Origin of the sequence: Metabacillus halosaccharovorans, from assembly GCF_002019635.1 — a bacterium.
Lineage (GTDB): Bacteria > Bacillota > Bacilli > Bacillales > Bacillaceae > Metabacillus > Metabacillus halosaccharovorans.
Map to the genome: position 1 here is coordinate 2,366,482 of NZ_KV917371.1, position 21,592 is coordinate 2,388,073.

The 21,592-nt window shown below is 36.3% G+C and carries 23 protein-coding genes; 14 read left to right on the top strand and 9 right to left on the bottom strand.

Annotation, left to right across the window (positions count from 1 at the left end; genetic code table 11):
• Nucleotides 1-263 precede the first annotated feature (263 nt).
• Nucleotides 264-1,136 (bottom strand): carbohydrate ABC transporter permease, encoded by an 873-nt coding sequence (locus BK577_RS11310; protein WP_078432970.1) that lies wholly within the window; start codon nucleotides 1,134-1,136, stop codon nucleotides 264-266.
• Between the two features lie 429 nt (nucleotides 1,137-1,565).
• Here BK577_RS11310 and BK577_RS11315 point away from each other — a divergent pair, with 429 nt between their 5' ends.
• From BK577_RS11315 to BK577_RS11340, 6 genes are all read left to right on the top strand, one after another.
• On the top strand, nucleotides 1,566-2,423 hold the full coding sequence (locus tag BK577_RS11315; protein ID WP_281252600.1) for an ABC transporter permease: 858 nt from the start codon (nucleotides 1,566-1,568) through the stop codon (nucleotides 2,421-2,423).
• A gap of 47 nt (nucleotides 2,424-2,470) precedes the next feature.
• Nucleotides 2,471-3,094, top strand: a complete 624-nt coding sequence (locus BK577_RS11320) for a YesL family protein (RefSeq protein WP_078432971.1) — start codon at nucleotides 2,471-2,473, stop codon at nucleotides 3,092-3,094.
• 112 nt (nucleotides 3,095-3,206) lie between these two features.
• Nucleotides 3,207-4,718 carry an extracellular solute-binding protein gene (locus BK577_RS11325; RefSeq protein ID WP_078432972.1) on the top strand — a complete coding sequence of 504 codons (1,512 nt, stop codon included), beginning with the start codon at nucleotides 3,207-3,209 and terminating at the stop codon, nucleotides 4,716-4,718.
• 89 nt (nucleotides 4,719-4,807) lie between these two features.
• Nucleotides 4,808-6,394: a glycoside hydrolase family 43 protein gene (locus BK577_RS11330; protein ID WP_078432973.1), complete on the top strand. Its 1,587-nt coding sequence runs from the start codon at nucleotides 4,808-4,810 to the stop codon at nucleotides 6,392-6,394.
• Between the two features lie 3 nt (nucleotides 6,395-6,397).
• Nucleotides 6,398-7,516 carry a glycoside hydrolase family 88/105 protein gene (locus BK577_RS11335; RefSeq protein WP_078432974.1) on the top strand — a complete coding sequence of 373 codons (1,119 nt, stop codon included), beginning with the start codon at nucleotides 6,398-6,400 and terminating at the stop codon, nucleotides 7,514-7,516.
• Nucleotides 7,517-7,533: 17 nt separating this feature from the next.
• Nucleotides 7,534-8,886 (top strand): glycoside hydrolase family 28 protein, encoded by a 1,353-nt coding sequence (locus BK577_RS11340; protein WP_078432975.1) that lies wholly within the window; start codon nucleotides 7,534-7,536, stop codon nucleotides 8,884-8,886.
• 52 nt (nucleotides 8,887-8,938) lie between these two features.
• Here BK577_RS11340 and BK577_RS11345 read toward each other — a convergent pair whose 3' ends face one another.
• Both BK577_RS11345 and BK577_RS11350 read right to left on the bottom strand, forming a co-directional pair.
• Nucleotides 8,939-9,724, bottom strand: coding sequence for an alpha/beta hydrolase (locus BK577_RS11345; RefSeq protein ID WP_078432976.1), 786 nt, complete (start codon nucleotides 9,722-9,724; stop codon nucleotides 8,939-8,941).
• Nucleotides 9,725-9,835: 111 nt separating this feature from the next.
• On the bottom strand, nucleotides 9,836-10,786 hold the full coding sequence (locus tag BK577_RS11350) for a pectinesterase family protein (RefSeq protein ID WP_078432977.1): 951 nt from the start codon (nucleotides 10,784-10,786) through the stop codon (nucleotides 9,836-9,838).
• 471 nt (nucleotides 10,787-11,257) lie between these two features.
• Between BK577_RS11350 and BK577_RS11355 the strand changes: the two genes are divergently transcribed.
• The 6 genes from BK577_RS11355 (at nucleotide 11,258) to BK577_RS11380 (ending at nucleotide 15,104) form a co-directional block, all read left to right on the top strand.
• Entirely contained in the window at nucleotides 11,258-11,950 is a 693-nt protein-coding gene (locus BK577_RS11355) for a TerC family protein (RefSeq protein WP_078433548.1), read from the top strand.
• Nucleotides 11,951-12,209: 259 nt separating this feature from the next.
• Nucleotides 12,210-12,629 (top strand): BlaI/MecI/CopY family transcriptional regulator, encoded by a 420-nt coding sequence (locus tag BK577_RS11360; protein ID WP_078432978.1) that lies wholly within the window; start codon nucleotides 12,210-12,212, stop codon nucleotides 12,627-12,629.
• Nucleotides 12,626-13,480: a M56 family metallopeptidase gene (locus tag BK577_RS11365; protein WP_078432979.1), complete on the top strand. Its 855-nt coding sequence runs from the start codon at nucleotides 12,626-12,628 to the stop codon at nucleotides 13,478-13,480. Before BK577_RS11360 ends, BK577_RS11365 begins: the two co-directional genes overlap by 4 nt.
• A 131-nt stretch (nucleotides 13,481-13,611) precedes the next feature.
• Entirely contained in the window at nucleotides 13,612-14,013 is a 402-nt protein-coding gene (locus BK577_RS11370; RefSeq protein ID WP_078432980.1) for a DoxX family protein, read from the top strand.
• A gap of 9 nt (nucleotides 14,014-14,022) precedes the next feature.
• Nucleotides 14,023-14,700, top strand: coding sequence for a DsbA family protein (locus tag BK577_RS11375; RefSeq protein WP_078432981.1), 678 nt, complete (start codon nucleotides 14,023-14,025; stop codon nucleotides 14,698-14,700).
• A gap of 8 nt (nucleotides 14,701-14,708) precedes the next feature.
• Complete coding sequence (locus tag BK577_RS11380; RefSeq protein WP_078432982.1) at nucleotides 14,709-15,104, top strand: disulfide oxidoreductase; 396 nt, start codon at nucleotides 14,709-14,711, stop codon at nucleotides 15,102-15,104.
• A 107-nt stretch (nucleotides 15,105-15,211) separates the two neighbouring features.
• Here BK577_RS11380 and BK577_RS11385 read toward each other — a convergent pair whose 3' ends face one another.
• The gene (locus BK577_RS11385) at nucleotides 15,212-15,304 is read right to left on the bottom strand and encodes a YjcZ family sporulation protein (protein WP_034333088.1); all 93 of its coding nucleotides are present in this window, start codon (nucleotides 15,302-15,304) and stop codon (nucleotides 15,212-15,214) included.
• 410 nt (nucleotides 15,305-15,714) lie between these two features.
• Here BK577_RS11385 and BK577_RS11390 point away from each other — a divergent pair, with 410 nt between their 5' ends.
• Nucleotides 15,715-16,245 (top strand): hypothetical protein, encoded by a 531-nt coding sequence (locus BK577_RS11390; protein ID WP_078432983.1) that lies wholly within the window; start codon nucleotides 15,715-15,717, stop codon nucleotides 16,243-16,245.
• A 46-nt stretch (nucleotides 16,246-16,291) separates the two neighbouring features.
• Here BK577_RS11390 and BK577_RS11395 read toward each other — a convergent pair whose 3' ends face one another.
• The 4 genes from BK577_RS11395 to BK577_RS11410 form a co-directional block, all read right to left on the bottom strand.
• Nucleotides 16,292-16,477 (bottom strand): hypothetical protein, encoded by a 186-nt coding sequence (locus BK577_RS11395; RefSeq protein WP_026562186.1) that lies wholly within the window; start codon nucleotides 16,475-16,477, stop codon nucleotides 16,292-16,294.
• A 289-nt stretch (nucleotides 16,478-16,766) separates the two neighbouring features.
• Nucleotides 16,767-17,504: a 3D domain-containing protein gene (locus BK577_RS11400; RefSeq protein ID WP_078432984.1), complete on the bottom strand. Its 738-nt coding sequence runs from the start codon at nucleotides 17,502-17,504 to the stop codon at nucleotides 16,767-16,769.
• A gap of 288 nt (nucleotides 17,505-17,792) precedes the next feature.
• Complete coding sequence (locus tag BK577_RS11405) at nucleotides 17,793-18,863, bottom strand: PQQ-dependent sugar dehydrogenase (protein ID WP_245823464.1); 1,071 nt, start codon at nucleotides 18,861-18,863, stop codon at nucleotides 17,793-17,795.
• A 99-nt stretch (nucleotides 18,864-18,962) separates the two neighbouring features.
• On the bottom strand, nucleotides 18,963-19,289 hold the full coding sequence (locus BK577_RS11410; RefSeq protein ID WP_078432985.1) for a hypothetical protein: 327 nt from the start codon (nucleotides 19,287-19,289) through the stop codon (nucleotides 18,963-18,965).
• Between the two features lie 298 nt (nucleotides 19,290-19,587).
• Between BK577_RS11410 and trhO the strand changes: the two genes are divergently transcribed.
• On the top strand, nucleotides 19,588-20,535 hold the full coding sequence (trhO, locus tag BK577_RS11415) for an oxygen-dependent tRNA uridine(34) hydroxylase TrhO (RefSeq protein ID WP_078432986.1): 948 nt from the start codon (nucleotides 19,588-19,590) through the stop codon (nucleotides 20,533-20,535).
• 42 nt (nucleotides 20,536-20,577) lie between these two features.
• On the opposite strand, the gene BK577_RS11420 is transcribed toward trhO, so the two are convergent.
• Nucleotides 20,578-21,450: a helix-turn-helix transcriptional regulator gene (locus BK577_RS11420; RefSeq protein WP_078432987.1), complete on the bottom strand. Its 873-nt coding sequence runs from the start codon at nucleotides 21,448-21,450 to the stop codon at nucleotides 20,578-20,580.
• Between the last annotated feature and the right edge of the window lie 142 nt (nucleotides 21,451-21,592).

The window sequence follows — 21,592 nt, forward strand, 5'->3', positions numbered from 1 at the left end:
TAGAACAGGCCGTTACATTGCGCTGCAGACACTCCATGCGTCGGGGAGGAAGCTGAGCCCTTCTCGGCTTTGCCTGCGGGGTCTAAGCCTTTCCTCTACTTCCCGCAGGAGTCGAGTGTCTTCCGCGCGATTCCACTATCTATTAAAAAGTAATCTGCATCTACAATTCTTTCTAAAACATTCAATTAAAAATAATAAAGACTACCGTATCGAATATAGTAGTCTCTATTGTTATTCACATAAGTATTTTCTTCTTACTCATATTAAGCCTTCACAGAGCCTACAAAGGCACCTTTTACAAAGTATTTTTGCAAGAATGGGTAGACGATTAGCATAGGGATTGTTGCTACTGCGATAACGGCCATTTTGATTGTTTGTGCCGGTGGAACGATATCAACAGCGGAATTATCTGCCTGCATGCCGCTTGATACGATAACAATTTGACGCAGTAACACTTGAATAGGCCATTTACCTGAATCATTTAAGTAAAGAATTGCATTTGTATATTCATTCCAATATGACACTGCGTAAAATAATGAAATTGTTGCGATTGAAGGCAGAGATAACGGCAGGATAATTTTGAAGAAAATCATAATATCGTTGTAACCGTCAACCTTTGCTGATTCTTCCAAGCTGTCCGGAATGGCTTGGAAAAAATTCCTCATAATAATTAAGTTAAATGCACTAATTGCGACTGGCAAAATTAGTGCCCAATACGTATCAATAAGGCCTAAATTCCTTACGACAAGATAGGTAGGAATCATCCCTCCGCTAAAAAGCATGGTAAAGACTACGATAAAGTTGATCCCTTTCCTTCCATATAAGTACTTTCTCGATAATCCGTAAGCCATGAAAGCAGTTAAAACCATACTAACGAATGTACCAACACCTGTTACACCAATTGAGACGGCAAAGCTCCTAAAAATCGTAGGTGTAGAAAAAATATAGTGGTAAGCATCCAAAGTAAAAGTTGTTGGAAAAAGTATAAATGTTTTTTCAACAACCTCCTGTGTTGTTGCGAAGGAACTTGAGATAACGTTTACAAATGGGAGAAAACAAGCTAACCCAATTAGCAGCAGGACCGTATAGTTAAGGAAATTAAAAATACGATTGCCTAAAGAACTTTCATACTTCAATCGAAACCCTCCATTTCAATTTATATTTATCTATATTTCTATTTCCAATATAGCAACCGAAAAATAAGCATGTCTATAATCATTTCCACAGTAGTTATTTCATGCCATGATTATGGATCTTACTAAGAATAATCATGGCAGGTTAAAAGTACTCAATAGATCATATTGACAACAGAAAGCGATTACAAACGGTGTCGGAGAATAGTTTCTGACAGAATGATTGTAGACGTTACGCTATGAAATAGATTAATTTTGAATTGTACAAACATATACGGAGAAAAATTGAGGGAGGATTTCTGTGTGAGGGAAACAATGATTCCTATAAAAGATCAGCATAGCGTGCAAACTGTTCCAGATAAGAAAGCAATCAAGCGAGAAATCAGAAGAAAGAATATTGCAAGTATAGGCAGAAATAAATATTTGTATTTTATGATATTGCCAGGTCTCTTGTATTTCATTATTTTTAAGTATGTACCAATGGGAGGACTGATCATCGCCTTCCAGGATTACCAGCCGTTTTTAGGGATTTCAGGAAGTCCTTGGGCCGGTTTTAAACATTTTATTCGGTTATTTACAGAACCAACCTTTTTTATGTTGTTAACAAACACACTGTTTTTATTTGCATTAAATTTATTTGTCTTTTTCCCGATTCCTATCATATTGGCATTAATGTTAAATGAAGTAAGAGGGAAAATCTTCAAAAGCACAATTCAAACTGTTATATATATCCCGCATTTTATGTCATGGGTTATTATTGTATCGATTTCATACGTCTTCTTAACAGTAGATGGAGGAGTTATTAATGAATTGATTGCCAAAGCAGGCGGCGAGAAAATGGATTTCTTAACAGATGGTGCATGGACCAGGGCGATTTACATCCTGCAAATTATCTGGAAAGAAATGGGCTGGTCAACCATCATTTATTTGGCGGCAGTGACAGCTGTTGATCCACAATTATATGAAGCTGCAAAAATGGATGGTGCCAATCGTCTTCGTCAAATCTGGCATGTTACATTGCCTGCAATTCGTCCGGTTATCATTATTCTATTAATCTTAAAAATCGGTCAAACATTAGACTTAGGTTTTGAGCATGTTTATCTTCTTTTAAACTCGCTTAATAGAGAATCAATGGAAATCTTTGATACGTATGTCTATACGGCCGGACTTAAAAATGGTCAATTAAGCTATAGTACTGCGGTTGGTTTATTTAAAGGACTTGTGGGACTAATCCTGGTTATTGGCGCAAATAAATTAGCGAAGAAATTTGGGGAGGACGGTCTTTACTAATGAAAAGAATTGATAGCGGTATCATTAGGGAGAAAGGAGTGTGAATAATGGATAAAATGGCTGAGCGGTTAAATGACATATGTATCCGTATTTTACAGCTGGTATATCTTAATATCTTATGGATCGCATTTACATTGCTGGGCCTTGTTCTAGCTGGAATCGGTCCAGCCACATTAGCACTGTATACCGTCATAAGGCAGTGGATTCGAGGAAATAGTGATATTCCCATTTTTTCGACATTCTGGAAGGCCTATCGCTCTTCCTTTAAAGAGGCGTCTGTTATTGGCATGATTTATCTTGTCATCGGCTGGATTTTATATGTTGATCTTTTGTATGTTCAGTCTTTTTACTTGCGTGCTTTAGTGATCTTTGTCAGCTTTATCTATGTTGTTTCACTTTGTTATGTGTTTCCCATTATGGTCCACTATGACTGGAAAAGCACCATTGTTAAAATCAAGTGCTCTGTCTTATTTGGGATTTCATATTTACAGTATACATTGATCATGCTTCTTTCATTGGCGTTCATTTATTTCATCCTCTTTATGAATTCAGGTGCGCTTGTGGTCTTTGGGGTTAGTATTGGGAATTACGTCATTATGTGGATGACAAACCAAGTATTTATAAAAGTTGAAAATCAGGCTGTGCTCTTAGAAAGCGAGAGTCAATCTTAATACAATTTTAAGGGGGTGGATAAGAAAACAAGCAATGAATGAGGGGATATATCATGCATAATCAAAAAAAGAAAAAATAAAAAGCTCAAAGTCAGAAAGGGGAAAATGGAAGATGAAAAAAAAGCTAGCCAAAATAATTGGGGTAAATGTATTAGTAGCATCACAAATCCTTCTTGCTGCTTGTTCTAATAATAATGAACAAGCAAGCGGAGATACAGAAAAATATGATCCTGAATCAAAGGTTGAAGTGAATTGGACAGCGATCCTGCATACAGCTTCTCCACCAACAGATGTCGTGTTAAAAGAGATAGAAGAAGCGACAAATTCGACGATCAATTTTAATTGGGTACCTGATGCATCTAAAGAAGAAAGAATTACAGCCGCACTCGCCTCCGGAGAATTATCTGACATTGTTTCTTTAACAATGATGACAAATTCTTCTGTAAGGCAATCATTAAAAACCGGTATGTTTTGGGATGTAGAAAAGTACTTAGATGATTACGATAATTTGAAACTAATATCTGAAGACATTCGAACAGCTGCATCCATCGATGGAAAATTATATGGAGTACCATTTCAAAAAGATTTAGCACGTTCCGGACTCTTGCTTCGTAAGGACTGGTTAGATAATTTAGGACTTGAAGTTCCAAAAACATTGGATGAATTATTTGAAGTTGCAAGAGCGTTTACAGAGGATGATCCGGATGGCAATGGAAAAGATGATACAGTCGCTTTCAGTGATCGAAGTGATCTTAGGTACAGCAGTTTCAAAACATTAAGCTCCTACTTTGGAACACCAAACGGATGGCAAGTTGAAGAAGACGGGACATTTACACCGGAATTTGAGACACAAGCATATAAAGATACAATGAATTATTCGAGAGACTTATACAAGAATGGCTATTTGGACCAGGATTTTGCTGTAACAGCTAAAACAGATCAACAACAAAAATTCGCACAAGGTAAAGCGGGAATTTATACAGGTATGGTTGATATTAAGAACTTAAAAACAATGGCAGAGGGTATTCAAGATGAAATGGAGATTGTGCCAATAAACAAAATTGAAAGCCCTGATGGTGGAAATCATATCTGGTCGGAAAATAGCGGTGTAGGTGGCTTAATGGCTTTCCCTAAATCAGAAGTGAAAACAGAAGCTGAGTTAAAACGCTTACTGCAATTTATTAATGATTTAATTGATGAAGAAGTGTTTATGATGATGACAGGCGGTATTGAAGGAACTCACTATGAAACTGATAGCAATGGCGCGTTTACGATTTTAGACAACGATTTATGGCAAAAAGACGTACAACCATTTTCCAGCTCAAGACCTAGTGAGATTACCCACTCACTTGTCGACGCAGATCCTTCTAAACAACTGGTTAATGAGCTAATTAAAGAAAATGCCGAGTTTGCCGTCCTCGATCCTACTGTACCGCTTGATTCAGAAACAGCAAATGAACGCGGAACAGAATTAGAGAAAATAATTGTGGATGCAACAATCAAATACATCATGGGTGAAATTGATGAAAAGGCCTTTGATGAGGCAGTTGATAAGTGGAAGAAATCAGGTGGAGATGCAATGGCAAAAGAATATGAAGAGGCTTATAAGAAAGCACAAGGTTGATGATGAATTGGTAAAGGTAAGATTCTTTCTCCCTAATGGAGAAAGAATCTTCTTTTCTAAATAGGTTTCATAAAGAAAGGAGCTTTTTTATGCAGGAAAGGTCGTATATAAAGAATCCGGTCTTGACGGGATTTAATCCAGACCCGTGTATTGTTCGGGTGGAGGAAAACTACTATTTAGTTACTTCAACTTTTGAATGGTATCCGGGAGTGCCAGTCTATCATTCTAGAGATCTACAAAACTGGAGGCACTTAACCAATATTTTGAATACGGATCAAACCTTTATCGGCAATCCGGATTCATGCAGTATTTGGGCTCCTGCTTTAAGTCATCATGATGGTGTATTTTATTTGGTTTACACTGATGTAAAAAGAAGTAAGTATCCATTTAAGGATGCACATAATTACTTAATTACAGCAACTGATATCTTAGGTCCTTGGTCAGAGCCTATCCTTTTAAACAGTGGAAGCTTTGATCCATCTTTATTTCATGATGAGGATGGTCGGAAATGGTTTTTGAATGTTGAGTGGGATTATCGAATTGATGGGAGAAATAAATCTGCAGGGATTGTGATGCAGGAGTATTCTCCGGAGGGTAAAAAATTGATTGGTCCAATGTATAAAATATTTAATGGGACGAATTTAAGGAAAACAGAAGCTCCCCATATTTATAAACAGAATGGTTATTACTATTTACTAACTGCTGAAGGTGGCACAGGTAAAACACATGCTGTCACCGTTGCAAGATCTAAAGAATTGACCGGTCCATATGAGGTTGATCCGCAAAATCCAATGTTAACTTCTGCACATGACGAACATTTACCGTTGCAAAAGGCCGGACATGGAAGTTTAGTTTGTACACAAACGGGTGAATGGTATATGGCCCACTTATGCAGCAGACCTGTGAAAGGGAAATACTCCATTTTAGGTCGGGAAACTGCTATTCAGCGTGTGAAATGGACAGAAGATGGATGGCTTCGACTTGAGAACGGAGGAAATGAAGCACAAGAAGAAGTCATCGCACCGAATCTTCCTCAACACCCTTTTCCACATGATCAAAATGAATATGATGATTTTCAAAATGAATCATTACATATAACGTGGAATACCATCCGCAAAGCTCCTGATGAATCCTGGTGCTCATTAAAGGAACGAAAAGGATGCCTGCGATTAAAGGGAGGAGAATCCCTTCACTCCCTGAATGATCAGCATTTAGTTGCAAGACGACAGCAGCATTTCTCATGTGAAGTGGAAACAGACATCGAATTTGATCCAGAAACATTTCTGCAGATGGCAGGTCTGGTTCTTTATTACAATACTGATAATTATGTTTATTTCTATCTTTCACATGATGAAGAAAAAGGGAAATGTCTCAATATTATGAGATGTGAGTGGGGAGAGTTTGAACATTTAGATCTGTGGGTTCCTATAAACGACTCAAAGAGCTGCAAACTCAAAGCAATTTTACATGATGAGGAAGCAACATTCTTTTATAAGTCTAATGCTAATGATTGGGAAAGAATTGACATTCCAATCAGTATTGCCCACCTTTCTGATGAGGGGAACGGATTTACAGGGAACTTTGTTGGGGTGTGTGTACAGGATCTTTTGGGGACAAACAAACATGCTGATTTTCATTATTTTAGTTATAAGGAAAACAATCAGAGAGAGGGTTGAATAATGGTGGAAATAAAAACACTTAATTTGTCACAAAGAATGATCGACTCTGTTATTGTCCGAAGACCGCTTTTGTGTGAAGGTGTTGTAAATGATAAGTGGTCGTATGACTATGGTGTTGTATTAAAGGGGACGGAGCTTGTCTGGAGGAAAACAGGTGATCAGAAGTATTTTGATTATATGAAAAAAAATATGGATGCTTTTGTCAATGAAGAAGGTGATATCCGGGCATACAATATTGAACACTTTAATATTGATCATATAAACAATGGAAAGGCTCTACTTACTTTGTTCAAAGAAACGGGAGAAACGAAATACAAGAAGGCAATCGACCTGTTAAGAAAACAGTTGAAATTACATCCCCGCACATCTGAGGGAGTTTTTTGGCATAAGAAAGTGTATCCTCATCAAATTTGGCTTGACGGTCTTTATATGGGGTCACCATTTTACGCTGAGTATGTTAAGGAGTTTGGACAATTAGAGGAATTTGATGATATAACAAAGCAATTTTTACTATGTGCGAAAAATACAAAAGATCATGAGACAGGTCTTCTTTTTCATGCGTTTGATGAGAAAAGAATACAGTCATGGTGCAACCCGGAAACAGGCCATTCAAAGAACTTCTGGGGAAGATCAATGGGATGGTTTGTGATGGGACTAGTTGATACACTCACATTCCTTCCGGAGAATCATAAAGATAGAGGTGCATTATTAGTATTACTGACAGATGTTTTACTCGCCCTCAAAAATGTGCAAGACAAAGAATCAGGAGTTTGGTACCAGGTCCTTGATAAGGGGGATCGAAAGGGAAATTATCTTGAGGCTTCAGCTTCTTGCATGATTTTATATGCTGTAGCAAAGGGAGTAAAGCAAGGGTATCTAACAAAAGAATGGGAAGAGTTAGCCCATCAGGTTTATGAGGGGATTATAAACGAATTTATTACGGAAACAAGTGAAGGCTTGGTTAATTTAAATAAAAACTGCCAGGTAGCCGGACTGGGTGGACCAGATAAACGAGATGGAACATTTGAATACTATATTAGTGAGCCGATTATAACAAATGACTTAAAAGGAATTGGAGCTTTTATTTTAGCAGCCGCAGAAATGGAAAGTATTCAATAGAGAAAGGAGAGAGAAAAATGATTCCAACAAGCACAACCGGTCTGCATGATATTACACAATATGGTGCGGTAGGTGATGGGAAGACAGTTAATACAAAAATGATTGCCGCGACCATTCAGGCATGTGAGGATGCTGGAGGAGGAACGGTGTATGTTCCGACAGGTCGATTTCTAACAGGTGCCATTATATTAAAAAGCAATATGAATCTATATTTAGAAGCTGGATCTACTCTACTATTTAGTACTGATATAAATGAGTATCCAGTTGTCCACTCAAGGTGGGAAGGAGTTAAAAAAGATGTATATGCATCATGTATTTATTCTGAAAATAGTGAAAACATATCTGTAACAGGATATGGGACATTGGATGGGAATGGTGCCTTTTGGTGGGATCTTTTTAGAAAAAAGGAAAATAAATATCCGCGTCCAAAGCTGGTAAGCTTTGATTCTTGCAGACATATATTAATCTCAGGAGTAAAGATGATTCAGTCTCCTAGCTGGACGGTAAATCCCATATGCTGTGAAGATGTGACAATTCATAATCTAACAATTGTAAATCCGAGTCATTCACCAAATACAGATGGCATTGACCCGGAATCATGCCGAAATGTTAGAATATCAGATTGCCATATTGATGTTGGTGATGATTGCATTGCAATTAAAGCGGGAACAGAGGATACCGAAAAACGTGTAGCATGCGAAAATATTACAATTACAAACTGCACGATGATCCATGGACATGGCGGGGTTGTCCTTGGGAGTGAAATGAGCGGTGATATTCGAAATGTAACAGTAAGTAATTGTATATTCGAAGGAACAGACCGAGGGATTCGCTTGAAATCAAGACGTGGTCGCGGTGGTGTTGTAGAAGATATCCGGGTAAGCAATATTATAATGATCGGAGTAATTTGTCCGTTTATTGCAAACCTCTATTATTTTTGTGGACCACGTGGTAAAGAAAAATATGTATGGGATAAAAATCCATATCCTGTAACGGAAGAAACTCCTGTTTTTAGAAGAATACATTTCTCAAATATAACCGCTAGGGAAGTAAGTGCGGCGGCAGGATTTTTATACGGCCTGCCTGAGATGTATGTGGAAGATGTGACATTTGATCATGTCACCGTCAATATGGCTGATGATGCAGAACCAGGTATGCCTGCCATGATGTCCGAATTAAAGCCGATGAAACAACGCGGCTTCTACTGCGGAAACGTCAAAGGTGTTAGTTTTCATAGAGTGACAATCAGTAACCATCAAGGACCTGCATTTTATGTGGAAAATGGTGAAGACATCGAATTTAATCAATGCAAACAAAAAACAAGCTCAGAAGAGTCTATGATTGAGTTGAAAAATGTAACATCCTCTTAGCCAAAAAAAGACTTTGTCCATGACCGGACAAAGTCTTTTTAAGTTTGTCATATTAAAATCCTTGTTGTTTTAACCAATTTTCACATAAATTTATCCATTTTCCCACTACAGGGTCTTCTTCAGCAAGTCCTAAACCATGACGTCCATTCGGAAAGATATGCATTTCAAAGGGAACATTATTTTTACTTAATGATTGTGCATAGAGTAAACTATTCTCAACAGGAACTGCGCCATCATCAGCTGTGTGCCAGAGAAATGTTGGTGGTGTATCTGTGGTAACATTGTTTTCATTGGATAATGATAGACGCAGTTGCTCTGATGAGTTATTTCCCAGTAAATTTTGAACAGAGCCTTCATGATAAAAGTGTGTAAATGATATGACAGGATAACATACAATGGCAATATTCGGCCTACAGCTTTCTTCATCAATACGATCACTAGATTCGTAGCATCCTTGTAAAAAGTGGGTTGAAGCAGTTGATGCTAGATGTCCACCTGCTGAAAAGCCTAATATCCCAATTTTTTGTTTATCAATGGACCAATCTTCTGCATGATGTCGAACATAGCGAATAGCACGCTGAGCATCCGCTAATGGAGCTGGATGTCTCGAAGGTGAAACACGATAGTTTAATACAAATGCAGAGATACCCAGCGTGTTTAACCATTTTGCGACTGGCTCTCCTTCGTGGTGTGCACGACCTTGATAACCGCCACCTGGAAAAATGATGACCGCTCCATGTTTTTCTTTACGATTGATTAGGTACGGAGTAATTGTTGGAGTGAATTCATCTTCAGAACTAAGAAATGGTGCATTTTGAGTCCATAATAAATTTGTCATGAAATAAACCTCCTTAAACCTTCTAATATTATTAAACTTAGTGTTGGTGTCCAGCTCCAGCGCCTAGCCCTCGGGGTCAAGCCACTCAGGAATTGAAGACAAAAACGTCTTCTATTCCTGATCGTCTAATGCCTGTCGGGGCTGATCAAGGCACTTGCGCATTTCTTTTGGAACCCAGTTGTCTGAACTCTCGAATATTTTTTCAATCGTTATAACCTCAATGTCACTATCTGATAAGTTTGTTGCCCAATTCACACGATGTTCATCTACACTACCAGGACCATAGCTTTCTCCTTCATAGTATCTGGATGTTTTTTCATTTTCTTTGTCGCTCCAGTTATCCCATCCTTCGCGTTTTATATGTGAACCCATCCATGTCCGAATAAAGGTGGTTTGTGCAAAGGGGCGCCAAGGTCTTCCTAAATAAACAGAATTATCATTTGCAGTACCAGTTAATTTACAATCAAAAAAGATAAATCCGAATGTTGATTCTTTTGGTGCGGAAGAAGCTGTTATGTATCCATCACGTAAACTATGAATTTCACAGTGTTGAAAAACAACAGTACCAGAGCCGAAAATAAAATCAACATGACCTTCAATATAGCAATTTGAAAAATATTGCCGACCCCGACTTGAGTAAAGTGTGTCCTGGTTACCTAGTAATCTAACATGTTGATAGACACCGCGATCACCAGATACATATAGAGCTAACGCCTGCCCAATCTCCTTACCATATCCTGCTGTATTTTCAATTGTGATATTTTCCAGTTGAATGTTATCAGCGTGAATAGAAACAACAGGTGTCCGAAATGTTCCAAGTTTCTTTTGTTTAGAGTCAACCATTTCGGCATATAAATGATGACTAATGATTGTTTTTTCAACATCTTCTCCTATTAAATGAATATCCGGCTTATTATCAGGAATTACTACAATTTCCTCATATTTTCCAGCTTTAATATAAATGCTGACAGGTTCAAGTGTAAGAACCCGTACTGAATCAATTGCATCTTGAATACTTGTGAAGTCGCCATTGCCTTCTTTACATACCACGATATTTCTCATGAATTTACTCCACCCCTATAATTTATATACTTGCTGCTAGGTAAAGAATCCTTTTTTGTGTTGTCTATCTTTACAATAGCTTATATACGGGGGGACATCTATAATCTTTCTTAATTTGATGGAATTATTTGATAATTAGTGATCTGATGAAACGAATATAAGATAATGATTATGCTGAAAAGATCGTGGTTTTTATAGAGTGAGATAAATATATAGACATTGGTCCATAAAATAAGGTATAATGAAAGATAGATTAAATAGCGAACACTTCCAATGTAAAGGGGAGTAGCGTCAGGATTATCCTGAAATAAAGTCGTCATTACATGAACATTGTTCATCGGCTTTGTTGGCATACATTGTGCTTAGCGAGACCTTTGCCTAATCGGCAAAGGTCTCTTTTATTTTGCATAATAGCTATTTATTATTTATAAAAAATTTTTATCTAGCAAATAGGAGGTAATCTTAATGGAAATGGATTTTCTCACTGCACTTTTATCTATTATCGTGATTGATTTAGTTTTAGCCGGAGATAATGCCATCCTAATTGGATTAGCGGCAAGAAACTTGCCAAAACATCAACAGAAAAAAGTAATTTTATGGGGATCTTTAGGAGCTATTATTATTCGTATCGTGGCAACTTTAGCTGTTGTTTGGTTATTGGAGGTCCCGGGTCTTCACCTTGTCGGCGGACTATTACTAGTCTACATTGCATACAAATTGCTTGTTGATAATAATGATCATGACGATGTAAAAGCCGGGGATAGCTTTTGGGCAGCGCTTCGAACGGTTATCATAGCAGATGCATTAATGGGACTCGATAATGTCTTGGCAGTAGCGGGTGCCTCTCACGGAAATATGCTATTAGTAGTTATCGGACTATTAATTTCAGTTCCTGTGGTTATGTGGGGAAGTACAATCATATTGAAATGGATCGATCGTTTCCCGGTTATTATAACAATTGGGGCGGGTATACTTGCATGGACTGCATCTAAAATGATAGTCGGTGAACACTTCTTAAGTGGGTTGTTTGAGAATGGATTTGTGAAATATGGATTTGAAATCCTAGTTATTGCCGCAGTTATCCTCACAGCTAAATATGTTCAGTCTAAAGCAGCGAAAAATCAAGAAGAAGAAACCGTTCTATTAAAAACGGGTTCAAATTAATCCTAAGATGGCCAACCTTATTGAAGGGTTGGTCTTTTTATAAGGTAAGAAATAATAAAATCTTATACTTAGTGTAGGTGTCTAGCTCCAGCGCCTAGCCCCTCGAGGTCATAAGTCAAATAGGAATTGAAGGCAAAGAACACCTTCTATTCCTATTGGTCTTATGCTTGTCGGGGCTAATCAAGGCGCTTGCGCTTTTCTTAATTCTTGTCTTATGTATTCTCTTACACTACAATATGTAATGAAAGGTGAGATCAGTATGAATATTAATAATTTCCGATTCGATCAAGTAGGGTTAAATCGTTTTTTTGGTCCTTTAGAGGCTAAAATTATGGATATTCTTTGGGAAGGCTCTGAGAAAAGTATAAAGCAAGTTCAACAACGACTTGAGATAGAGAAATCCATTAATTTTAATACCGTTATGACGGTGATGAACCGTCTTCTGGAAAAAGGAATTCTACAAAAAAGAGTTGAAGGAAGAACCTCTTTTTTTAAACCGGTTAAAACGAAAGAGGAATTTATTGAGGAACAATCGAAAAAATTAACAGATAATTTATTAGATGAGTTTGGCGGTTTAGTTGTGAATCACATGTTGGATTCCCTCACAGAAGTCGATCAACAATTACTGAATCGACTAGAAGAAAAAATTGACCAACTTAAGAAAGGAAAGAAACAATGACTTGGAGATATAAATCCTTAATTGTTTTTGGATTAGGCCTTTTCTTAGCAATCGTTCTTTTTATCCAAATGGGGTTGTATTTATATCATCATGTGTTTGGTACATTTATTCATTACAATGTATTTCAGCTTTGTATTAGTCTCTTTAGTGGGAATACGATTCTTTATCATCTCGTTTTATTTTTAGTAAACTCGTTTATAGCATGGACTTTTATCATGGTATGTATAAAAATCATTAAACAGGTTTTCTTTTACTCTAAAATGAAAAATAGAATAAAAGAAAAACTAAATCATTCTATAACGGAAAAAATGAATACACTGTTTAATCGCGGGAGAAAAGATATTTATGTTATCCGAAATCAAGAGCCCGTTGCTTATACAGTAGGATTTATCCGGCCAATCATTATTATTTCAACCAGTCTTATCGAATTGTTGGACAAAAATGAGCTTGAGGCTGTTATTCACCACGAAACAGCACATCAAAAATACAATGATCCATTCAAAGTCTTTCTTTTACAACTCATATCGGAGGTTATGTGGTACATTCCGATAGCGAAATGGTGTTATGAAAATTATAAAATAATGGTTGAACTGGTTGCTGATGAATATGCGGTTAAATGTATGGGATCTGAGGTTGGACTTGGAAGTGCCTTAATAAAACTAATAAAGTCCTATATTCATAATCGAAGCACTGCTCCAGTTTTGGTACCATTTTCAGATGGATCTGTAAATTACCGTATAAAACAGTTATTAGAACCTGAGTCTTCAATACCTGTTAAATGTCCGCTCATATCTATAATTGTTTCAATTAATATGATTGCATTTTTGATGATTTTGATGATGATGGTTTAGTTATGTTTACGCTTGACCGAAAAGTCCACCTACACTACAATGGGTAGTGTAGGTAAGTAGTAGATTTGCACCTATATTTTTTTAGAAACAAACACTACAATATGTAGTGTAATGATGAGAGGAGATTAAAAATGAGATTGGAAGTAGGCTTATTCATTCTTCGGGTTTATTTGGGTTTTGCTTTTTTTATGCATGGACTTGCAAAGTTTCAAGGTGGTGTTGGTAACACAGCTAGTTGGTTTGATAGTATCGGGTTACCGGGTTTTGCAGCTTATATAGTTGCAGCTGTTGAATTAGTTGGAGGATTACTATTAATTGTTGGATTTGGCACACGTTACATATCAGCACTATTTTTTATCATTTTGTTGGTTGCAACATTAAAGGTGAAACTATCCTCAGGTTTTATGGGAAATGGTCAAGGATCAGGGTTTGAACTGGATTTGGCTTATGCTGTAATGGCTATCTTCTTCGTTTTTAATCCTGCGTCATCTCTATCTTTGGAATCTAAGATAGGGAATAAAGGAAGAGAGTAAGGTGAAACAATGGCTTCTAATAAGAAAAAAGAGAGTAAACCACAAAAATTAATCGTTTGGATTGTTAGTATTCTCGTTATTTGTATGGCAGCATTGATTTTTATATCAAGTTCCTCTAGCACAGTGGAGGCATTAAACGTTGAAAATCAACCATATCTGGGTCAAGACAATGCTCCTGTTCAGATCGTAGAATTTGGAGACTATAAATGTCCTATTTGCAAAAATTTTCATGATGAATTTGTTCCGCAAATACAGAAGGACTTTGTAGAAAATGGTCAAGCAAAATTTTACTTCGTTAATTATTCTTTTATCAACGTGGATTCTATTCGGTCAGCTAAATTTGCAGAGGCAGTTTACAAGGAGCTGGGAAATGACGTATTTTGGGAATTTCATCATTTACTTTTTGAGAAGCAGCCAGAAGATCTAAAATATGAAAGAATGGATGTTTTTACAGAAGAATTTCTCGAACAGACATTAAAAGAAATTGTTACTAAAGAAGAAACTGGCAAAGTTGTTTCTGCTTTTCATCAAAAAGAATCGGAAGCTGCATGGGATGAGGATATGAAGCAAGCAAACAATTTAAGCATAACGGGAACTCCTACATTATATGTGAACGGTCAAAAATTCGAAGGAAACAATTATGAAGATCTTAAGGAAATAGTTGAAGAAGCTATAGAAGGGGAATAAGAGTACGAATGAATAAATGGTTACTTTTTTCATGGATTATCTCTCTTATTGCGACGTTGGGGAGTCTATTCTTTAGTGAAGTTCTTCATTATATACCATGTACTTTATGTTGGTACCAGCGAATTCTTATGTATCCGCTAACGATCATTTTAGGTGTTGCGTTTTATTATGGAGAACGAACTGTCTATAAGTATGTGTTACCGATAGCTATGATCGGTATGGCTACATCATTCTATCATTATACTCTACAGAAGCTTCCGTTTATGAAAAAACTTGAAATGTGTTCAAGTGGGATACCATGTTCAGGAGAATATATAAATGTTCTGGGATTTATTACAATTCCTTTTTTGGCATTTATCAGTTTTACAATCATCACAATTAACATGCTTATCATAAGAAGATAGGATTAAAGATGAAGGTCTTCGCCGCAGGAATGGCGAAGACCTTCACTTTTTTTGAGGAGGATCTCATGTCCCATAAGATTCCTAACTATTGAAGGTAATGAAAAGAATTAGTAGCCAATATATGCTGCACCTACAATAATTAACAAGATGAACAATACGACAATCAAAGCAAAGCTGTTTCCACCGTTATAACCACCCATTCTATCACCGCCTTTCCTTCAGTGTTAATGTATTCTATGAATGAAGGGTTTTGTTTGAAAGGGACAGACATGGAGTTATAAGAAAAGTGATAATTTTGTACTAAATATGTTTAGGTACATTTTTGGGGAATAATATATAATCTGTTTTTATATGTACCGTTGAGTATTGAGAACTCATTTGTAAAGTTTATTTTAGCTGAAAATTAACAAATAGCGCAGAGTATTGTTATGTTAGGGATGAAAGTGCTTTAATTATGAAAGCAGTAAAAGTGATGTTGATATTTTTGTGGAATAATGGTTGAAATTCTTTCGGGTAACTCCTATAATACAGAAGGTGGAAGATCATTCTAATATTTGGGAATTCAATGGAGATCTTCATCTACATACTATTCCGATTTGGAGGAGTTTAAATGAGAAAATTTTGGTTTTTATTTTCTACACTAGTGTTTGCCATCGGGTTAACAGCTTGTGCTGGAGAAACGGAAGAATCAACAGAATCGCAAAATACAAAAAGTGAAGATGCTACAGCAGAAGAAGGAGCAGATAAGGAGCAAAATGCCAAAAGTGCTATGATGCGATTCTATATGTCAACTTCAAAGGCTATAAATGAACATGATGGAGATTTAAATGCATATGAAGCTTCAGAAGAAGAGCCAACAGTAGAAATGAAAACTTCAGCAGAAGCATCTGCTAAAGCAGTCGTTGAACAATTAAAGACAATTGAAATTCCTGAAGAATTAACAGATCAAAAAGCAGATCTTGAATCAGCTATAGAAGATTTAACAGCATCTTATCAAACGAAGGCAGATGAGCTGGCAAAAGATGCTCCTTCATTAGATGCAGCAAATGAAACATTCACTCAAGCTGATGAGAAACTCGGTAAAGTATTTGAGGACGTAGGATTAATTCCAACAAGTTTAAGTACAGAGGTTAACGATTAAAAGACAAAACGACTTACCCGAAAATTGGTAGGTCGTTTTTAATTACTTATGAACGTTGAATGCCATTGGTAGAGAAGCTTTTTATAAGCTTTTGTAAATTTCGGTGTCCTTCTCGTAGTTTTATTGTCTCCTCAATAATATGTTGGAAGCTTTCTATATCTTTATCAGATGCATTCAAAAGTGATTTTGGGATACCTTCTGCAAGTTGTTGCAAGCTTAAATCATCTCTCACGAACAATGTCCACCTTTCTATTTAGTTACTTTTCTTCTTATGTACATTAATTTTAGAAATCTTTTAAAACTCCTTCAAAAATTTATCTACAATTCTCTACATGATTTTTCTAAGAAATAAAAAACGGATCGTAATATTGCAAGACTTGACATAATTAGCCATGTTTTTCTAATCTAGTGCAGATTGTCGTGATGATATAGAAATGAGCTGTCACAATTGAGACAGCCCTTTGAAACTATGTTAATAGGTAACTTGAGTTTATAAATAACACAACCATTTTACGTTTTTATTAATCAAGTACTTTAATCTTTACTTTTTTTCTACCCCAGTTTACAGCATCTGATTTTGAAGGGATAAAGACATCTATTTTATTGCCTTTAATCGCTCCGCCAGTATCTGCTGCAACCGCAGTTCCATATCCTTCAACTTCAACAGTTGAGCCAAGAGGAATAACAGAAGGATCTACTGCAATAACCTTTTTATCTGGATTTGCATTTAGGTTAATTCCAGTCGCAGTTGTACCTGAACATCCCTCGCAATTTGCTGTATAAGCAGTTGCGGTTACAGTCATTTCCTGACCTTCTGGTTCTTGCTCTGTTTCTGTTGTTTCTGTATTTTTAACTTTTTGAACCTTTTTTACTGTTGTAGCAGCAGGCTCAGTAGTATCTTTTTTTGTTTCAGAATGCTTGATTTGGAGCTCTTCCCCAGGTTTAATAATGTGGGAATCAAGGTTATTCCATTGTTCAAGCTCGTCTATATCTACTTCGTATTCTTCGGCAATATCCCAGAGAGTATCACCTAATTTTACTTCATGAGAATCATTAAGAACCAGCTGATCCTCTGGAAGAATTTTATCACTTGATAAGTTATTCCACTCTTTTATATGTTCAACTTCAACTTCATTTTGTTCGGCAATATCCCAGAGAGTATCACCTTCTTTTACTGTAATTTCTTCTGCAGCAGCTTGTACCGAAAATCCTGCTGTCAATGATGCGAATGTGATAAACGAAATCAACTTTCTTTTCATGTTGTTTACCTCCTTGTTAGCGGTTGTGCTAATCAATGAATTCATCTTACCACGAAAAAGAAAGTTTAAAAGAACAAGCACTTAACAGTTTGTTTACGTTGTTACAGCTAGATGTTAGCTAGATTACAAACTGTTCCAACAATATCCAATTAAGATGGTTTTTGTGATTTTTATCATAGTATTTTCCATTATTGGTAAAAAATAAAGGGAGCTATATTGTTTTTTCTAAATGAAAAGACTCCACAGTAAAAAATCCCACTTTAGAAGAGGGATTCTTTCCATGTTACTTTAATACTCTCGTACTGTTATAGGAATATTGAGAAGCTTGTCATCATCTTTACTAGGTGTTCCTCTGCCATCTCGGTTATTTGTGATAGTGTAAAGGTGATTTTCTTCAATTAACACATCTCGCATTCTGCCACTACCCTCGTGAAAAGCCGAAACCTGATTAGAAGATAAGTCAAAACGTCGGACTTTTTCACCTCTAAGTGTGGCAATATAAAGACTTCCATTCCAATACTCTATACCGGATGGTGCCCAGGTTTGTTCACCTGTATGAAAAATAGGTGGAACCATACCGGGTTTTTCTTCATCTCCTTGAATAACTGGCCATCCATAATTTTGTCCAGGTTTGATCAAGTTTATTTCATCATGTGCACTTTGCCCATGCTCAGTGCTATAGAGATTGCCGTCCGCATCCCATGCAAGACCTTGAGGATTTCTATGTCCATAAGAATACAGGTAAGAGGACTGAATTGGGTTATCATCTGGAACAGCCCCATCAAGTTTCATACGTAAAATCTTTCCTGCTAAACTCTGCTTATCTTGTGCCAAGTTGGGATTACCTGAATCTCCGGTTGTAGCATAGAGCATGTTGTCAGGACCGATCTTTATTCTCCCGCCATTATGAATTCTTCCACCGGGGATATTTTCTACTAGTGTATCTTCTTCAATCCAAGTATCATCTTCTTTTTTAAGAACGATGATACGATTTTTGATTACATTTCCTTCTTCATAGGTGTGATAGGCATATGCTTTATGGCTGGTTGTAAAATCAGTTGCTAACACAAAACCCAATAATCCACCTTCTCCCTCATGATGAACATTTTTTGTAAGAGATAACTTTTGTTCTTTTCGTGTATCTCCAGATATTTCTATGATTTTTCCTGAGCGTTGAGTAAGATAAAAGGTTTGATTATGCTTTGCTATGTTCCATGGAATATCCAGATTTTTCGCTAGAGTTTCAACAGTATTTCCTGTTGTTTCGATATCTTGTATTTGGTTCTTTGGGGTTTCATCGGAGGCACACCCTGAAAGAAATAAAAGCAAGATCATCAAATAGACAGCCTTATTAAACACATTATCACTCCATTTTTTTATGTTGGTAATATAACCCAATTATATCAATTTTGGAATGTGGAATCAAAAAGGAGAAGGCATGTAGCCTTCTCCTGTCTATTACACGGAATCATTTTCTCCAGATTCACTGACTTTTTCAATTTTATCGACAAACATTTGAAATACTTTTCTTTTCTCATCTAATATTCTTATGTACTGCTTTAGTTCATCATATTTTTCTACAAATGGTATTTGATAGGTTGTTTTAATTGTTTCGATAATTTCATCATTAATAGTAGACTGAATGACCTGTTTTGTAATTCCGGATTTATAGGAGTAGATTTGCAACTCGTTTTTTACTCTTTCGTATTCTTCATCAAGCTCGATTTTTTGCTTGAGCATTTCTTCTTTCCATTCAGTTAACGCATCTTTTACATTGGCCTCCATAATAGTCCTCCTCTGCCTGAAATAAGAAAAAGTATAATGACATATCTTTATACAATATTTCTTAAATCTTTGTAATTTATGGGGGTAAGTAGGCATTGGGTGAAGCTTTTTTTTGTTTTTAGCGGAGAAGGGAAATGAGCGGTGTTCCCATACTTTTAACAGGTTATCCAAATCTGACCGGTTGCTTTTAGTTAAATTATTTGTTTTAATTAGATGTTACGTTTTTTGATAAATGTAACAGCAAGTTACCATCTCTGTATGTATATCTTGCAAATATAATATAGAAGGTGAGAGTTAAATGGAAAATAAAGAGTATCGAGTTTTATTATATTATCACTATGTTACAATCGAAAACCCTGAAGAGTTTGCTCAAGAGCACTTAGAGTATTGTAAAAATCTTGGGGTATTAGGAAGAATTTTAATTGCTCATGAAGGAATCAATGGGACACTTTCAGGAACTGTTGAACAAACCGAGCAATATATGGCACATATGAAAGAAGACCCTCGTTTTGCAGATATGGTCTATAAAATAGATGAAGAGGATGAACATGCTTTCAAAAAAATCAAAGTACGTCATCGTCCAGAGCTTGTGACACTTCGTTTAGAAGACGATGTTAATCCGCTGGAGTTAACAGGAAAATATTATAGTCCGAAAGAATTCCAAGAAGCAATGCAACAAGAGGATACAGTTATTATTGACGCTAGAAATGACTATGAATATGCTGTAGGTCATTTTAAAAATGCGATTTTACCTGATATAAATACATTTAAAGAACTTCCGGAATGGATTCGAGACAACCGTGAAAAATTTGAAGGCAAAAAAATCCTTACTTATTGTACCGGTGGAATTCGTTGTGAAAAGTTTTCCGGCTGGTTACGTAAAGAAGGCTTTGAAGATGTTGCACAGCTTCACGGCGGAATCGTTACCTACGGAAAAGACCCGGAAGTACAGGGAAAAGACTGGGATGGACAATGTTATGTGTTTGATGAAAGACTTATCGTCCCTGTAAATAGAGTGGAGCCGACTGTTGTCGGAAAAGACTATTACACTTGTGAACCATGTGAACGATTTGTTAACTGTGGAAACCCTGAGTGTAACAAAAAAATTCTGTGCTCAGAAGAAAATGAACATAAACATTTACGTGCATGCAGCCATGAATGTCGAGTTCATGAACGAAACCGTTATGTAACAGAGCATGGTTTAACAGAAGAAGAAGTAAAAGAAAGACTAGCAGTGTTAGTTTAATATATAGTTGTGTGAAAATCCCTTTCTTGATGAGAGGGATTTTTAATTTCGATATATTTCATTTAAATAGGTAGTGGGTGATACACCGGTAACTTTTTTAAATACCCGACTGAAATAAAACGGGTTTGAAAAACCTAAAGAATCACTTACTTCAGAAATGTTAATGCATTTTTCTTTCAACATTTTAATCGCCTTTTCAATTAGTAATTCATCCTGAAATTGAGTGATGCTTTTTCCTGTTTCTTTTCGGAATAGAGTTGATAAATAGGCATAGTTCATGCCGATAGACTCGGAAATTTCTTTACTTGATAATTTTTTAGATGAAGAGTGACTGAAAAGATCAATCATTTTTCCTACAATCCGATGTTGTTTTGATTTGTTGGATTCCTCTAGTTTCTTACTATATAGATCTATAAAAAATTGGTAGGTCATCGAGGATGTTGTTAATGGTCGCAGAGTATGAGGTGACAAGTATTCTTCACATAGTTTCTTCAGCTGAAGCTCTGTGTATTCAGGATTTTTCACAGTTCCGGTTTTCGGGAGAGTCATTTTTGAAAGATAGGTTTCTTCCATTATGAGTGTTGAGTGCTGATATTTGGAATATTCCCCTGAAGTTTCTACATTTATGTAATCGTATGAATCATAGAAATGAATATAATACCATTCTGTACCAGGTGTATAAAGTCTTGTCCCCCAGTGTGGAACATTTTTTTTAAGAAAAAGATATGCCCCACTTTGTAAAAGAAACTCCACATCATCTTCAATTACTTGTATATCCCCTTTTTTAACGTAAATAAACACATTGAGTGTTTCCATAAGACGGATAGGGTGATCTAAAATTCCCCTATCATCCCACATATGACCGATTTCTCTTATTAAAGGTAGAGTGTTTGTATATAAACTCACTTCATTCATCGTCCAACCTCCCTAGCTTTCTTTTCTCTACTTTATCACGAAAAAACAAAAAAAAGATATGGATTATATGGAATTGTGAATTCAGTTTTTGCTTTTTTTTCTTCACAATAGAAGTCATAACGATTAAAAGGGGAGGACTATA

Coding starts and splice junctions, on each gene's coding strand:
- BK577_RS11365 (WP_078432979.1), top strand. CDS start 12,626: ATGACTTGGAGATATAAATCCTTAATTGTTTTTGGATTAGGCCTTTTC.
- BK577_RS11325 (WP_078432972.1), top strand. CDS start 3,207: ATGAAAAAAAAGCTAGCCAAAATAATTGGGGTAAATGTATTAGTAGCA.
- BK577_RS11390 (WP_078432983.1), top strand. CDS start 15,715: ATGAGAAAATTTTGGTTTTTATTTTCTACACTAGTGTTTGCCATCGGG.
- BK577_RS11320 (WP_078432971.1), top strand. CDS start 2,471: ATGGATAAAATGGCTGAGCGGTTAAATGACATATGTATCCGTATTTTA.
- BK577_RS11350 (WP_078432977.1), bottom strand. CDS start 10,786: ATGAGAAATATCGTGGTATGTAAAGAAGGCAATGGCGACTTCACAAGT.
- BK577_RS11400 (WP_078432984.1), bottom strand. CDS start 17,504: ATGAAAAGAAAGTTGATTTCGTTTATCACATTCGCATCATTGACAGCA.
- BK577_RS11420 (WP_078432987.1), bottom strand. CDS start 21,450: ATGAATGAAGTGAGTTTATATACAAACACTCTACCTTTAATAAGAGAA.
- BK577_RS11360 (WP_078432978.1), top strand. CDS start 12,210: ATGAATATTAATAATTTCCGATTCGATCAAGTAGGGTTAAATCGTTTT.
- BK577_RS11385 (WP_034333088.1), bottom strand. CDS start 15,304: ATGGGTGGTTATAACGGTGGAAACAGCTTTGCTTTGATTGTCGTATTG.
- BK577_RS11370 (WP_078432980.1), top strand. CDS start 13,612: ATGAGATTGGAAGTAGGCTTATTCATTCTTCGGGTTTATTTGGGTTTT.
- BK577_RS11380 (WP_078432982.1), top strand. CDS start 14,709: ATGAATAAATGGTTACTTTTTTCATGGATTATCTCTCTTATTGCGACG.
- BK577_RS11345 (WP_078432976.1), bottom strand. CDS start 9,724: ATGACAAATTTATTATGGACTCAAAATGCACCATTTCTTAGTTCTGAA.
- BK577_RS11315 (WP_281252600.1), top strand. CDS start 1,566: ATGATATTGCCAGGTCTCTTGTATTTCATTATTTTTAAGTATGTACCA.
- BK577_RS11340 (WP_078432975.1), top strand. CDS start 7,534: ATGATTCCAACAAGCACAACCGGTCTGCATGATATTACACAATATGGT.
- BK577_RS11335 (WP_078432974.1), top strand. CDS start 6,398: ATGGTGGAAATAAAAACACTTAATTTGTCACAAAGAATGATCGACTCT.
- trhO (WP_078432986.1), top strand. CDS start 19,588: ATGGAAAATAAAGAGTATCGAGTTTTATTATATTATCACTATGTTACA.
- BK577_RS11375 (WP_078432981.1), top strand. CDS start 14,023: ATGGCTTCTAATAAGAAAAAAGAGAGTAAACCACAAAAATTAATCGTT.
- BK577_RS11410 (WP_078432985.1), bottom strand. CDS start 19,289: ATGGAGGCCAATGTAAAAGATGCGTTAACTGAATGGAAAGAAGAAATG.
- BK577_RS11330 (WP_078432973.1), top strand. CDS start 4,808: ATGCAGGAAAGGTCGTATATAAAGAATCCGGTCTTGACGGGATTTAAT.
- BK577_RS11355 (WP_078433548.1), top strand. CDS start 11,258: ATGGATTTTCTCACTGCACTTTTATCTATTATCGTGATTGATTTAGTT.